10 protein-coding genes are annotated in these 15,062 nt (G+C 47.0%); 4 read left to right on the top strand and 6 right to left on the bottom strand.

Annotation, left to right across the window (positions count from 1 at the left end; translation table 11 throughout):
* Positions 1-361: 361 nt before the first annotated feature.
* The 4 genes from NG833_RS15690 to NG833_RS15675 all read right to left on the bottom strand — a co-directional run bounded on the left by NG833_RS15690 (position 362) and on the right by NG833_RS15675 (position 5,294).
* Positions 362-964 carry a hypothetical protein gene (locus tag NG833_RS15690; protein WP_254566224.1) on the bottom strand — a complete coding sequence of 201 codons (603 nt, stop codon included), beginning with the start codon at positions 962-964 and terminating at the stop codon, positions 362-364.
* Between the two features lie 162 nt (positions 965-1,126).
* On the bottom strand, positions 1,127-1,687 hold the full coding sequence (locus tag NG833_RS15685) for a Uma2 family endonuclease (RefSeq protein WP_254566223.1): 561 nt from the start codon (positions 1,685-1,687) through the stop codon (positions 1,127-1,129).
* Between the two features lie 106 nt (positions 1,688-1,793).
* Positions 1,794-4,418, bottom strand: coding sequence for an ATP-dependent chaperone ClpB (gene clpB / locus NG833_RS15680; RefSeq protein WP_254566222.1), 2,625 nt, complete (start codon positions 4,416-4,418; stop codon positions 1,794-1,796).
* A gap of 252 nt (positions 4,419-4,670) precedes the next feature.
* Positions 4,671-5,294 (bottom strand): hypothetical protein, encoded by a 624-nt coding sequence (locus NG833_RS15675; protein ID WP_254566221.1) that lies wholly within the window; start codon positions 5,292-5,294, stop codon positions 4,671-4,673.
* A gap of 165 nt (positions 5,295-5,459) precedes the next feature.
* On the opposite strand from NG833_RS15675, the gene NG833_RS15670 reads away from it, so the two are divergent.
* Complete coding sequence (locus tag NG833_RS15670; protein ID WP_254566220.1) at positions 5,460-6,362, top strand: WD40 repeat domain-containing protein; 903 nt, start codon at positions 5,460-5,462, stop codon at positions 6,360-6,362.
* 266 nt (positions 6,363-6,628) lie between these two features.
* Here the strand turns inward: NG833_RS15670 and NG833_RS15665 are convergent, their stop codons facing one another.
* Positions 6,629-7,816 (bottom strand): DNA cytosine methyltransferase, encoded by a 1,188-nt coding sequence (locus tag NG833_RS15665; RefSeq protein ID WP_254566219.1) that lies wholly within the window; start codon positions 7,814-7,816, stop codon positions 6,629-6,631.
* Between the two features lie 425 nt (positions 7,817-8,241).
* Positions 8,242-10,728 (bottom strand): ATP-dependent Clp protease ATP-binding subunit, encoded by a 2,487-nt coding sequence (locus tag NG833_RS15660; RefSeq protein ID WP_254566218.1) that lies wholly within the window; start codon positions 10,726-10,728, stop codon positions 8,242-8,244.
* 513 nt (positions 10,729-11,241) lie between these two features.
* On the opposite strand from NG833_RS15660, the gene NG833_RS15655 reads away from it, so the two are divergent.
* The 3 genes from NG833_RS15655 (at position 11,242) to NG833_RS15645 (ending at position 14,793) form a co-directional block, all read left to right on the top strand.
* Complete coding sequence (locus NG833_RS15655) at positions 11,242-11,448, top strand: hypothetical protein (protein ID WP_254566217.1); 207 nt, start codon at positions 11,242-11,244, stop codon at positions 11,446-11,448.
* 473 nt (positions 11,449-11,921) lie between these two features.
* Positions 11,922-13,442, top strand: coding sequence for a PPC domain-containing protein (locus NG833_RS15650; protein WP_254566216.1), 1,521 nt, complete (start codon positions 11,922-11,924; stop codon positions 13,440-13,442).
* A gap of 118 nt (positions 13,443-13,560) precedes the next feature.
* Positions 13,561-14,793 (top strand): DUF790 family protein, encoded by a 1,233-nt coding sequence (locus NG833_RS15645; protein ID WP_254566215.1) that lies wholly within the window; start codon positions 13,561-13,563, stop codon positions 14,791-14,793.
* Positions 14,794-15,062: the final 269 nt, after the last annotated feature.

The raw sequence follows: 15,062 nt of genomic DNA, 5'->3' as shown, positions 1-15,062 counted from the left end.
CAACAAATAAATCATCCTTGCTTTGATGCGATCGCACCTAACAAGGCTCTTTTAGCCCGCGCAGGCGGGCTTTGTCCGTGTAGCCCCACCCTTCAGGGTGCGGGTTTTTTGAAGGTTTTATTTTTTGGAGTTCCCTTATGTCAATACTTTCCATTATGAATACCTTCTATTAAAACCTTGGATGCTATTCGTTTGTCTTCCTGCCTCAAGTCCTTATCCCTTAAATTGATAAACAGGTTGAGGATTTAGGTTTCCTCGCCGATGGGATAATCAAAGTGATTATTTCCTGGTTAGGCTCATCTATTTTATCCGGTTTGAGGGCGGGATGTCAATGCGCCGAATAGAGGGGCGTGCAGTTTCCCTACGGGGAGGCGATCGCACTGGCTAAAATGCCTAGAATTTTCGGTAAATCTCGAATGTAATATTCAACTAAATCAATGGATGCCATTTGATTTTCTAGTTTGAGGAATTTCCAGATGCTTCCGGTGGTGATAACTCCATAAATGGTGGAAATTGAATTGCGTTTCTGTTTGTTAAATAATTGGGCGGCAACCATTTCCGCGAGGCATTGTCCTAGTCCTGAGTTAATGTTATCGTTTTTGGCTTCAACGAGGGTAATGATGGGGGCTTCTATGGAGAGTTGTTCGGGAGAGTGACTAATCACAAAATCACAGGTTCCATTTAATCCCTGGGCGATATCAACGTTAAAGGGTACGCCGGAAAATAAACTAATTTGGAGTTGAAAGTATTTTCTGAGTTCGATTAAGATGGGGTTGACTATCATTTCTGAACCCGCTTTTTCAGTGTCGATCGCCAAGGCAAGAGGGATATTATCTTGGAGGGTTTCGGTTAAGTGATTGCTGCCTGGGACTTCAGGAATGTCGGAAAATAAATCGATTTGTTCCGTGAGGGTTAAGTTGAATTTTGTTTTGATTTCTGTTAAGGTAAAGTCACTGTAGGCCATTGTTTTGGGTTGGGAGATTCGGGGGGAGAACGACTGAAGTCGTTACTACGAACAGAAGAAAACGACTGAAGTCGTTACTACGAACATGAGGGAACGACTGAAGTCGTTACTACGAACATGAGGGAACGACTGAAGTCGTTACTACGAACGGGGAGATGATGATTAGGATAGGATTTGATTGACGTTGATGGTGATGTCTGGAAAGGTTTGTAAGGATAGGGTGTCTCCGGGATAGAATGTACTGACGATTTGATATCCGGTGGCGGTGGGTTGGCGGTAGACTTCTAGGCAGTTTTCTGGGAGGTTGACTAACCACACTTCGGGGATGTGATGTTCGGCATAGAGGGGGATTTTGATGGCGCGATCGCCTTCTAAGGTGGTATCGGCAACTTCGACTAATAGGAAGATATCCGCCGGTTGTGGATGTTGGGTGGCGTAGAAATCATCCCGGGGTTGCAGCAAGGTTACATCGGGTTGAGGTTGAGAGTTGTTGCCTAATTGTATGGGATTTTGCGGCCATGCGATCGCTCGATTTCCTAGGCGATTCATGAATAGGTTGATCAGGCGCGCAACACAAGCGGCATGACGAGTTCCAATGGGTGACATTTCTATGATTTCTCCTCGGATTAATTCAACGCGATCGCCCTCTTTCAAAACCCCCACTTCTGCCATCTTCCCATACTCATCAACTGTAAATTTATGCTTAATCAATTGAACACTCATTTAAACCATCCCTCCTAAATCATTTTCTAAAATTACCCTCTCCAGTCGGTTTTAACCGACTTTAGCTATTAGGCGGGGGTTTAAACCCCCGCCGGTTACGCGGAACCTACAAATCCGATTGAACTAACAAATCAGACGGTAACCGCTTAAACGCTAACCGCTCATTTTCCACATCCACGAAAATCGTATCCCCATTGGTAAAATCACCGCGTAAGATAGACTTAGCAATTTGGGTTTCTAACTCACGCTGAATGGAACGTTTAAGAGGACGTGCGCCATAAACGGGGTCGTATCCCACTTCTGCTAAGAAACTTACCGCACTATCGGACAACTTCAACGACATCTTGCGATCGCGCAGGCGTTCGATGACTCGTTCGACTTGCAACTGTACAATCTGCCGCAGTTGCTCTTTCTTCAAGGAATGGAAGATAATCATCTCATCAATTCGGTTCAGGAATTCCGGACGGAAATTACTCCGCATCGCCTCCATCACCCGACCCCGCATTTCGTCGTACTGTTCGTCTTCCCCGGAGACATCTAAGATAAACTGTGACCCGACATTACTGGTCATAATAATCACAGAATTCTTAAAGTCTACGGTATGTCCTTGTGCATCTGTCACTCGACCATCATCGAGAATTTGGAGCATAATATTGAACACATCCGGGTGCGCTTTCTCGATTTCATCAAATAGAATGACCGAGTAAGGACGACGGCGAACTGCTTCGGAAAGTTGTCCCCCTTCTTCATATCCCACATATCCCGGAGGCGCACCGACTAACCGCGAAACGGCGTGTTTCTCCATGTATTCGGACATATCAATTCGCACCATTGATTCTTCGGTGTCGAACAGATAGGCGGCGAGTGCTTTGGCGAGTTCAGTTTTACCCACCCCTGTGGGACCGAGGAAGATAAAGCTGGCAACGGGACGATTTGGGTCAGATAATCCAGCGCGCGATCGCTGAATGGCATCGGCAACGGCGGTGACTGCTTCCTCTTGTCCGATGACGCGCTTGTGCAATTCGTCTTCGAGTTGCAGCAGTTTTTGCATCTCGGATTCCACTAATTTACTAATCGGAATTCCGGTCCATTTGGAGATAATTTCGGCAATATCCGATTCGGTTACTTCTTCCCGGAGTAAGGTTTGACCGCTGGTTTGGTTGGCCGCCAAATTGGATTCCGCCTGTTCTAGTTGCTTTTGCAAATTGGTGAGGTTACCATATTTCAATTCAGCGGCGCGATTGAGGTCGTAGTTGCGTTCCGCTTGTTGAATTTCAATGTTGACCCGATCAATTTCTTCTTTGATAGTCTGAATTTTAGCAATTACGTCTTTTTCAGACTGCCATTGAGCATTTAGGGTATGTTGTTGTTCTTTGAGGTTGCCGAGTTCTTTCTCTAACCGTTCCAGTCGGTCCTGAGAGGCGATGTCACTTTCATTTTTGAGGGACAACCGTTCCATTTCTAACTGGAGGATTTTGCGGTCGATTTCGTCTAGTTCTTCGGGTTTGGAGGTAATCTCCATTTTCAGTTTTGCTGCTGCTTCATCTACGAGGTCGATCGCCTTATCCGGGAGGAAGCGATCGCTGATATAACGATTCGATAAAGTCGCTGCAGCAACTAAGGCACTATCGGAGATTTTTACCCCATGATGGACTTCATACCGTTCTTTGAGTCCCCGCAAAATCGAGATACTATCGGCCACACTGGGTTGGTCGATATACACTTGTTGAAAGCGTCGTTCTAAGGCGGCATCTTTTTCGATATATTTGCGATATTCATCCAGGGTGGTGGCACCGATGCAGCGCAGCTCTCCCCGTGCTAACATGGGCTTGAGCAGGTTTCCGGCATCCATTGCGCCTTGGGTGGCACCGGCACCGACGACGGTATGAATTTCATCGATAAACAGGATGATATTCCCACCGGATTCGGTAACTTCTTTGAGGACTGCTTTCAGGCGTTCTTCAAATTCCCCGCGATATTTAGCACCAGCAATTAATGACCCCATATCGAGAGTAATTAATTGGCGGTCTTTTAAGGATTGGGGGACATCTCCGGCGATGATTCGTTGGGCGAGTCCTTCGGCGATCGCAGTTTTACCCACTCCCGGTTCCCCAATCAACACGGGATTATTCTTTGTGCGGCGAGAGAGAATTTGGATGGTCCGCCGAATTTCGTCATCTCGACCGATTACGGGGTCAAGTTTACCCTCTCGCGCCGCTTGGGTGAGGTCGCGTCCATATTTTTCTAGGGATTGATATTTGCCTTCGGGATTTTGATCGGTCACTTTTTGACTGCCTCTAACTTGGGAGATGGTTTCTTTGAGTTTTTGTTCGGTGAGTTTTAATTCCTGGAAAAGTCCTTTACCAAAGCGGTCATCTTTGGCGAATCCCAGTAATATATGTTCGATAGAAATGTATTCATCGGCATACTCTTTCCGATAAGCATCGGCGCGATCGAGGAGGGTATCCACACTACGTCCGAGATAGACGGAACTGGTGCCACTCACTTTGGGTTGGCGATTGATAAATTGTTCTGTGCGATCGCGCATTTGTTGGACGTTGATTCCCGCTTTATTCAGAATGCTGCTGGAGAGTCCTTCTTGTTCCAGTAACGCTTTCATCAGGTGTTCGCTTTCGATTTGCTGATGTTGCGCTTGTTTGGCAAGGTCCGGTGTCTGGGCGATCGCCGCCCACGCTTTTTCTGTAAACTGATTCGGATTATTGGGTTGCATACTATTTTTCCCTATTATTGTCACATTTTTATTCTAATTAAGCCCTGCCTAGAGTAGAGATCGGGATTCCCGAATCAATTGGGTCGATATTACGGGAAATGGGGGATTGGTCATTTGTCCTTGGTCATTTGTCATTGGTCATTGGTCATTTGTCCTGGGTTGATGGGGGGGGATGCGGGTTTGTAGGGGCGATTAGCGAATCGCCTCTACAGTCGTTATCCGGTGTTTGTAGGGGCGATTCGCGAATCGCCTCTACAGTCCCTGGAGAACCTGTTGCAACCAATGGGGATAGGCAAAGGATGCCGCAGGGGTTAGGGGAAATTCCCGGGGATAGGAGGCGCTAAGGACCGTTGCGGTTGCTTTTAGGGTGTCAATCAGGGTGTCGGTGGGGCCAAACGCTTCTAAGGCGAGACTCCACCAAGGTTGATCCCCGATCGCCAGTTGAGTCAGTTCTAAACTGCACCCTGGGGACATGGGGCGATCGCCACTAATAGGTTCAATGGTGGTATCTTGAACCTGATAGAACCGTTGCGATCGCCGTTTGCGGACCCTCACCCAGGTTCCCTTTGCTTCCGCATCCTCTGGCATTGCCGCAGTCAACTCCTCACAAGCGCACTTTTGCCAAGTTTCCAGATTCCCAGATAGGCAGTCCCAAAACTGAACCTCCCCCCATTCTGTTTGCCGCCATTTGATTTCTAGGCGGTCTTGTCGCCATTTAATATTAAGATAATCACAGTTTGGGGTGAACAGATATAAATCATCTCGGGTTTCTGGACTCACTGGCCCTTGCTGAGGACATTCGGTGGCAAACCAATAGGCGATCGCCTCCGGTGGAGAACCCGGATAAAACCAGCGCAGTTCACTTGTTAACGCCATACAACCTCCCCAATCCGATGTGGCTATTATAGACAATTTTCGGTTAATTCTGAGGGATTTTAATAGGCATTTCTCCCCCAAAGATGAAACTGAAACCTGAACCCTTTATAATTATAGATACCCCTGAAGTTCTTTCTGCTGACTCCAAACTGGGCTGATTTTTGTATGTTTTTTTCCCCCACCCTTTCTAGTGCGATCGCCGCTGCCTGTGCTGATACAACGGTCCGACTCTGGCAACTCAATGGCAGTGTCGATACGATTCTCAATGGTCATAGTGACAGCGTTTTGAGTGTGGCATTCAGTCCCGATGGTAAACTCATTGCCACCGCCAGTGCCGATAAAACCGTTAAACTGTGGAAACGAGATGGAACCTTTTTAACCACTCTCAAAGGACATAATGCAGCAGTGTTTGGCGTTGATTTTAATAGCAAAGGGAATCGCATTGCCACTGCTAGTGCAGATAAGACGTTGAAATTCTGGAAACGAGATGGCACATTAATTCGCTCCATTAAACGACAAACTTCAGGTTTTTTTGATATTGATTTCATGCCTAAAGGCAATTTAGTCGCATCGGGTTTAGCTGATGGTACAGTCAAGTTGTGGCAGTTTAATGGAATTTGCTTAAGAACTTTAGAAGGTCATGAAGATAGTGTTTATAGCGTTAATTTTAGTGCCGATGGGAATCAATTAGTATCGGGAAGTGGCGATGGGACGGTAAAATTGTGGGTGAGAGATATTTCCTGGGGTCGTCATGGCAAAGTTCGCACCTTGACGGGTCATCAAAATGCCGTGTTAGATGTCTGTTTTAGTCCCGATGGGGAGTTAATTGCCTCGGCGAGTGCGGATAAAACGGTGAAAATTTGGCGCAGTGTAGATGGCGCTTTGTTGGTGACGTTACGGGAACATCAGAATATTGTTTATAGTGTAAGTTTTAGTCCCAATGGGAAGATTTTAGCCTCTGCCAGTGAAGATAATACGGTGCGCTTTTGGAATTTGCGGAGTCAGGTGAGTAAAATATTTAAGGAGTATCCGGGGTCGGTTTATCGGATTAAGTTTAGTCCGCGATAAGGAGGGATTTTAGGGGTTGTTTATTGGATTAGGGTTAGGATAATTTTACCACGGCCCGGAAACGACTGAAGTCGTTACTACGAACTAGGGAGTGCGAGCATCTTGCTCGCTATTTTTATAGTAAATTGATTTAGATGCGCTATCTTAGGGTTAGGATAATTTTACCACGGCCCGGAAACGACTGAAGTCGTTACTACGAACTAGGGAGTGCGAGTATCTTGCTCGCTGTTTTTATAGTAAATTGATTTAGATGCGCTATCTTAGGGTTAGGATAACTTTACGACTGTTCGGAAACGACTGAAGTCGTTACTACGAACTGAAGAAATGGGATTTTTTTGACCGATTCGGTTGCCAACCCAGGCGACAGAGGGAGGCGCGATCGCATTCCCGAATAAGGCATAGCGATCGTAAATTCGGGCAACGCGACACCAGTCATCGGGGAACCCCATTAATCTTGCATATTCCACCGGGGTTAAGCGGCGATATTTATCCCCCACTCGATATCGTTCATAATGCCTGGAGGTGGATGCTGTCAGGGTTGAGGTGATTCCATTAATGCCAAAAATAGTATAACCCAGTCTGGCTCCTCCTCCTTGATTGTACAGGATTTCTACTCCGTTACAATACCGATTAACTGCTTTACTTTGCTTGATTCTTTCCAGGGTATCTGGGGTAAAATCAAACTGGGAGTCTACCTCGGATTCGTCTTGCAGAATATCGCGAAGTTTCTTCCTCGGTTGGATGTCTGCCAAGGGAGGAATGGGTTTGGCGTACATTTTTCGTTTATAGGCAATTCCCCAGTTGGGAAGTTTGCTCTGACTGCTTGAAATTGGGGTAAAATTAGACTGGAGTTGGCTATCGACTTGAATGGCTTCTACATCAGATTGGGTCAACAATACGGAATAGTTTTCCAGGAGTTCGAGATAGGTTTGGGGTGGGTTGATGCGGGTTCCAAAGATGAAGATGCGATCGCGATTTTGGGGAAGTCCAAAGCTGAGGGTATTAATCACTCGCCATTCTATAAAATAATCTAAGGCACCGAGTGCATCCAAAATCACCCGGAAGTGATATCCCGATTCCATTGTCAGCATCCGCTTGACATTCTCTAAAAAGAAATACTGCGGCTGTTTTTTATCTAAAATTTCGATAATCCGTTCAAACAAGGTTCCCCGGAGGCAGTCGCGAATCCCTTGTTTTTTTCCGGCAGGACTAAAGGGTTGACAGGGAAACCCCGCTGTTAAAATATCATGAGAGGGAATCTCTGTTATATCAATTTGCGTGATATCCCCAAACCGGAGAGACTGTTCCCCAAAGTTACTCCGGTACACTTTAGCGGCTAATTCACTGCTATCATTAGCCCAAATAGTTTGAATATTCGCCGCTGCCATGCCTAAATGAAACCCGCCTATTCCGGCAAATAATTCGACAGCTTTCAGGGGTCGATGTTGACTCACTCCATTTCCTCTGTTATCCCGGTGAATTTGGGGCGATCGCAATTATCTAACCTCGGGGACAAGAAACCGGGTTTCTGACCCAGATTTACTGTTCCTTGCCTGAGATTATTTAAAGAAACCCGGTTTCTAACCTTTACTGTTAATCCCCAGGACAAGAAACCGGGTTTCTGACCCAGATTTACTGTTCCTTGCCTGAGATTATTTAAAGAAACCCGGTTTCTAACCTTTACTGTTAATCCCCAGGACCAGAAACCGGGTTTCTGACCCAGATTTACTGTTCCTTGCCTGAGATTATTTAAAGAAACCCGGTTTCTAACCTTTACTGTACCGATGCCCTAGCTCATTCTATCAGAAAAGGCGGAGGATTTCTCCCCCGCCTTTTTATCCATTTAGAGGGAATTTATCCCTCTATCAATCTCAATCGTTTACCGACTGCTAGGCGAGACTAAAGATCGCCCTTCCACACGCTGGACTACCACTTCCCCTGCTTCATCAAGGTCAATGATTGCCGAATCCCCTTCATCGAGGTTTCCAGATAACATCGCTTCGGCTAAATGGTCTTCCAACAAGCGCATAATCGCGCGGCGTAAGGGTCGGGCACCGTAGCTGGGATTATACCCTTCTTCTACTAACCGCTCTTTGAAGCGATCGCTGATTTCTAGGGTCATCTGTTTCTCAACTAGGCGTTTCAACAAGTCACGCAACAGGATTTCTGCAATTTCTGTGACTTCATCTTTCGTCAACTGATGGAAGACAATAATCTCATCCAAACGGTTGAGAAACTCAGGACGGAAGTAATTCTTCAGTTCTTCATTCACCAAGCTGCGAATTCGGTCATAATGTGCTTCAGCGCGGTTGTCGGCAAACTCAAATCCTAATCCACCGCCACCTTTTTCAATGACGCGAGACCCGATATTTGAGGTCATAATCAGCATGGTATTCTTGAAGTCTACCACCCGACCTTTGGCATCGGTGAGGCGTCCATCTTCCAGGACTTGCAGCAACATATTAAACACATCCGGGTGTGCTTTCTCGATTTCGTCGAGGAGAATCACCGTATAGGGACGACGGCGCACTGCTTCCGTGAGTTGTCCCCCTTCGTCATACCCGACGAATCCCGGAGGAGAACCAATCAGTTTGGAGACGGTATGACGTTCCATGTATTCGGACATATCTAGGCGAATCATGGCTTCTTCTGACCCGAAGAAGTACGCAGCTAAGGCTTTGGTGAGTTCGGTTTTACCCACGCCGGTAGGACCGGAGAAGATAAAGCTGGCGATCGGACGGTTGGGATTTTTCAAGCCAACTCGTGCACGACGAATGGCACGGGAAACCGCTTTAACCGCTTCTTCTTGACCGATTAACCGTTGATGGAGGGTTTCTTCCATCAGCATCAGTTTCTCGGACTCAGATTCGGTGAGTTTGCTGACTGGGACGCTAGTCCAGAAGGCGACAATTTGGGCGATATCTTCTTCGGTGACGACGAGGTTTTTGGTATTTTGGACTTCCGCGTACTCAGTTTTGATGCGTTGATCCAGTTCTTCCTCTAGGGTTAATTCGCGATCGCGCAATTTGGAGGCTTTTTCAAACTCCTGAAGACGGACTGCCGCTTCTTTCTCTGAAGTCACTTCCGTGAGTTGTTTTTTCAGTTGTCGCAGTGCAGATGGCATTTTGCCATTCCGCAGGCGCACTCGGGAACCGGCTTCATCAATCAAGTCGATCGCCTTATCCGGTAAGAAGCGATCGGTAATATACCGTTCCGATAATTCCGCCGCCGCCACCAGCGCCTCATCAGAAATGGTCAATTTGTGATGTTCTTCATAGCGCACTCGGACACCCTGCAAAATCTCAATGGTTTCTTGGATTGTCGGTTCGCCAATGGTGACAGGTTGGAAGCGTCGTTCTAACGCCGCATCCCGTTCGATATGTTTGCGATACTCATCTAAAGTTGTCGCACCAATACATTGGAACTCTCCCCGCGCCAATGCCGGTTTGAGCAGATTTGCCGCATCCATCCCACCTTCCACGGAACCAGCACCCACCAGGGTATGGATTTCGTCAATCACCAGGATGATATTCTTGGCTTGACGCACTTCCTCCATAATCATTTTGATGCGTTCCTCAAAATCTCCTCGGAAGCGCGTCCCTGCCAGAATTGACCCCATATCTAGGGTGAATACTTGTTTATCTTTCAAGGTTTCCGGAACGTCTTGGTTGGCGATGCGTTGCGCCAATCCTTCCGCCAGGGAGGTTTTACCCACCCCCGGTTCCCCGACTAAGACGGGATTATTTTTGGTGCGTCGTCCCAAAATTTGGATAATCCGCTCAATTTCTTTTTTCCGTCCGACAACCGGATCCAGAGTTCCTTCTAGGGCTTTTTCCGTCAGGTTGACTCCAAATTCGCTGAGTTGCAGGGCTTTTTGGGACCCAGGACCCCGACCCCGTTCGCCACCAAAGACGGCACCGGCGGGTGCAGGATTTTCCCCGACTCGTTTAATCACTTCTGCACGAACCCGTTCCAGGCTGACCCCGAGGTTTTCCAGGATTTTAAAGGCAACTCCTTCCCGGCTTTGGGTTAAGGCAAGCAGGAGGTGCTCTGTGGCGATGTATTGTTGTCCCAGTTGGCTGGCTTCGCGCAGGGACATTTCTAAAATGCTTTTACCGCGAGGGGTGAAGGGGATTTCCACCGGAACGAAGCCGCTGCCTCTGCCGATGATTTTTTCGACTTCGACCCGTGCTTTATTCAGGGTGACCCCTTCGGATTTGAGGACCTGCGCGGCAATGCCAGTTCCTTCGGCTATTAATCCTAAGAGTAACTGCTCGGTCCCAACAAAGTTATGACCGAGGCGGCGAGCTTCCTGCTGCGCCAGCATAATCGCTTTTATGGACTTTTCTGTGAAATACTCAAACATGAGGATTTTTCCTGACTGTAAAGTTTTATGTAGTTCTGTCTTCTAAGGTATCTCAATTGGTGTACTTCGGGAGTGCAGACATCCGTATTCTCTCAGGAGTAGTAGCCGTCGGAAGTGCCAGTCGCCTCACCCCTTCAGGGAGCATCGATGGAGGGGTGATGGGGATGACGGTTCCTAAAAGAGGCAGGATAGGCTCCTAGGGCTAGGTTTACTCGATTCCCGAATCCGGTGTCAAGCTTCAAGGGTGAATACTGCTGAGTTACAACTATGCGGTTAAATGGGTTCAGTTCAAGTTTAAACGCTCCAAGGTAGTCTGTGCTAGGAAGTAAGCTAAGGTTTCTTGATATTGAACGATCTGTTTAGATTTTAACAAAAAATGGCATCCCGGGGAAGGGGGGGGAACTGCGGCGATCGCGATCGCACCATCCCATCAATCTACATCACTGGCGAATTGTTTCCTGGGATACATACTAAAGTCATGGCTTCACCGAGGTTGAATAGGAGCGTAAGGCGATGATTTCTGACATTATTAAGCAAGTATTACGAACAGGTTATTTGAGTGTTACAACGGAAAATAAACTCCGTGTGATGTTTGAAAACTGTTGTACTTTAGAAGAATTGGATGCTTTAAGCGAGTTACAAGCGGCTATTTTATCAGGTCAGGTGACCCGGGATTTGTGTGTGAACGCTCATCAGCGCGGGTCTGTCTCCGTAGAGTAATTGTAACCTGCCCACACCGATACAGCGTGGGGGGGTTACCTGAACACCATGACAGCAAACTGAGCTAAATTTTCCTCAAGGGTCCTCAATGGTCCGAGATCATCCTTGATGCACTATTGGAGGATCTGCCTCCTCTTCCCCCCTCCACCACTGGATCATAGGCTCTCCTCCCCTAAAATCCCCACAAATTTTCCCAACTTATCCGACGACTGTGCATAATTTTTCCAAATTTCTGCGAGTAAGTAATTAGAGAGCAATGAGATATCCCCTGGAGTGCCTGTCTACCCATTAGACAACACCCCAGCAGCGACTCCCCCTCAAACCCTCACCCAGGGTTTTCGAGGGCGATCGCCTGTTTTGAAACCGCCAGGAGGTCCAAACCCGCATCAGCGCCACCCCCAGGGAAAGCACCGATGCGGACCTCCCCCTCTCAAAACCCTCTAATTCCTCAATCCTTTGACAAGAGGTCAACTATGGCAGTCAACTTAGCCGATTTAAACTTTTATCGCGCCGTCAACCCGGATTTAGCCGGATTCAACGACCCCGAAGCCTTTTCCCATCTCATCAACAATGGACTCAACGAAGGACGAGTCTTTTCCCCCTACATCGACCTCAATTTGTATCGCGCCGTCAATCCAGACTTAGCCGCTGCCGGATTAACCAGTAACCGGCAATTGTACGACCATTTACAAAATGCCGGAGTAGCAGAAGGACGGACCTTTTCCCCCGTTTTTGATGCCAATTTCTATCGCGCCGCCAATCCAGACTTAGCCGCTGCGGGACTGAATAACGAGCAACTATTAGACCATTTTCGAGGATTCGGCATCAACGAAGGACGAGCTTCCGCACCGAATTTTTCCGTGAGTTTTTATATCGCTGCCAACCCGGATTTACAGGCAGCCGGTTTCAACTTCCAACAAGCACTCCAACACTATGTATTCGCCGGAATCGGCGAAGGACGAACTGCTGCACCAAGCGGTCCCGCTGCGCCACCACCGCCACCACCACCTACGGATCCGGGTAATACTCCTGGAAGCGCCTTAAATGTCGGTACTCTCATCGGTACCCGTGCATTTGACCAATTTGTAGGTTTTGACGATCGCGAAGATTACTATCGCTTTGATGTCAACAGTCCGATTGACTTTAATCTGTATTTAGATGGGTTGACGGCTGATGCTGATGTATTCCTGTACGAAGATATTAACAGAAACGGTGCGATTGATTCGGGAGAAAATATCTTCACAAATACCCAGAGAAGTGGAATAAATTCCGAATCCATCTCTCGCAATTTGGCAGTGGGTACTTACTTTGTTCTTGTCAGACCAGACTCCCAAGGACGTAATACGAACTACACCCTTCGGCTTGTCAACGAAACCAGCGAAGCGGTGGATATTGGTCTGCTCAATGGAACTCGCACTTTTAGTGAGTTAGTCGGAAGAACAGACCCTCAGGATTACTACCGATTTAACCTTACCAGTCCCAGTAGCTTTAACTTGACCTTAGATGGATTGACCGCTGATGCCGATGTATTTTTGTATGAAGATACAAACAACAATGGTTTAATTGATTCGGGAGAAGATATCTTCACAAATACCCAGCGAAGTGGAACCACTTCGGAATCCATATCTCGTAACTTGCCATCAGGTAACTACTTTATTGTGGTTACAGGTGGGGCAAATACGAATTATAATTTGCAAATTTCTGCGACACCTGGCGTTAGTCCTCAAAGCACAAATCCTATTAACCTCAGTGACAGTGCAATTTCCGAATTTGCTGTTGACCCCATCATCAATAACAGCAGTTTTAATACTGCCAATGATTCAGCCATTCAAACCTTCACGGCAAATGGGAGTGATTTGACTGATGGATTGGGTAATGCCACTGCCAATTTACTCCTCAAGGAATCCTTTACCGGAGGGAATGACTTCGCCAACCTGTTAGCAGCTAATCCGGTGGAAACTCCTGATTTTAGTCAAGGTTTGGCTTTGATTTAGGGTTGTCATTCATCTAACTGAACTGGAGGGGGAATTGAAAAATTGCCCCTCCATCAGGATGGAGATTAGGCGAGATTGGGGTAAAATAATATGAGCTAATTCTCACCCCCTGACGCCGATGTTACCGAGTGACTTGCTGAGTCATCGTATGAATGGAGAGACGATTGTTCCCAAGCGATTGGAGATTAACTCCAAAAACTTGGCGATCGCCTCTCAACTGATTACCTGTTTTCAAGAAGCAGTGGGTTGTCCCCAAAGTGAACTCGATCGCCAACTCCATGACATAGAAGGAGATGGCACCGACTACCGCATTAAACGGGGACTCGCTCATATTTTAAAAGGCAGTTTAAGCACTTTTGAGGTCATTTCTCCCCTGGAACCCATTGAGTTGCGCCAGCGCGTATTTACTGCGGCAGCAGAAACAGTTCCCAGTAAAGAAGGAACTCAACTCACCCTAGAAAAACTCGCCACTCAATTAAGTCAAGAATTAGAACGGGAGGTTCTCCCCCTGCATATTCAATTGGGACTATATGCAGATTTAAACGAGAATAAAATCCTCACGGAATTTGATGCACCCCCCCCAGAATTATTACTGCATCGTTACAACGTCTCCCAAGTGCAAGGGGTATTTTATCGCGCCACTCATTTATTAATCAACGCCCATCGCAATGACCCTGGAGAATATAAACTGTTATTCAAATATTTGAAATTATTTCAATTAATGGCTTATATTGAAGGCGATGCTGACTGCGGATTTACCATTACCATTGATGGTCCAACTAGCTTATTTAAACCCAGTACCCGCTATGGATTAGCCATTGCTAAACTGTTGCCTGCACTCTTGCACGTCACCAAATGGAGTTTAGAGGCGACATTGCAAAGTCGCGACCCCTACACCGGCGACTGGAAAACAGGGCGATTTTCATTAAATTCTGACTGTGGATTAGTCAGTCACTATCCTCCAGGCAAGCCTTATGATAGTATGTTGGAAGCCTCATTTGTCAGTCGTTGGGACTCGACTAAAACCGAATGGAAATTAGAACGAGAAGTGGATTTAATTCCCATTCCCGGCAGTGTGATGATTCCCGATTTTCGCCTTGTTCATCCCGATGGCAGAACGTTTTTATTAGAAATAGTCGGCTATTGGCGTCCGGAGTATTTACAGAAGAAATTTGCTCAGGTGAGGAAGTCTCAGCGGAATGATTTGATTCTAGCGATTTCCGAACGGTTGAATTTAGAAAAGGCGGGAATTAATTTAAAAGAGGTGACAGTTCCGATGGTGTGGTTCAAGGATAAATTGCAGCCGAAACAGGTGTTAGAGGTGTTAGGCGCAAATCCGACGGGGGTTTAAACCCTAGCCCTGTCAAAGTGTATTTGTAGGGGCGTATTGCATACGCCCTCCGGAGGGCGCAAGCATTGCGCCCCTACAAGAAATAAGGATTTGGGGTCATTAAATTTACCACATTGAAGGTGTATTTGTAGGGGCGTATTGCATACGCCCTCCGGAGGGCGCAAGCATTGCGCCCCTACAAGAAATAATGATTTTTCGGCATTAAATTTACCACATTGACAGGGCTAGGGTTTAAATCCCCGGCGGTTGTCTTATCAAACATCCAAAAA

The sequence above is a fragment of the Oscillatoria sp. HE19RPO genome, from assembly GCF_024220515.1.
Lineage (GTDB): Bacteria > Cyanobacteriota > Cyanobacteriia > Cyanobacteriales > Laspinemataceae > Laspinema.
Note: the sequence above shows the minus strand (reverse complement) of the source record. Positions and strands in the feature narration are given on the sequence as shown.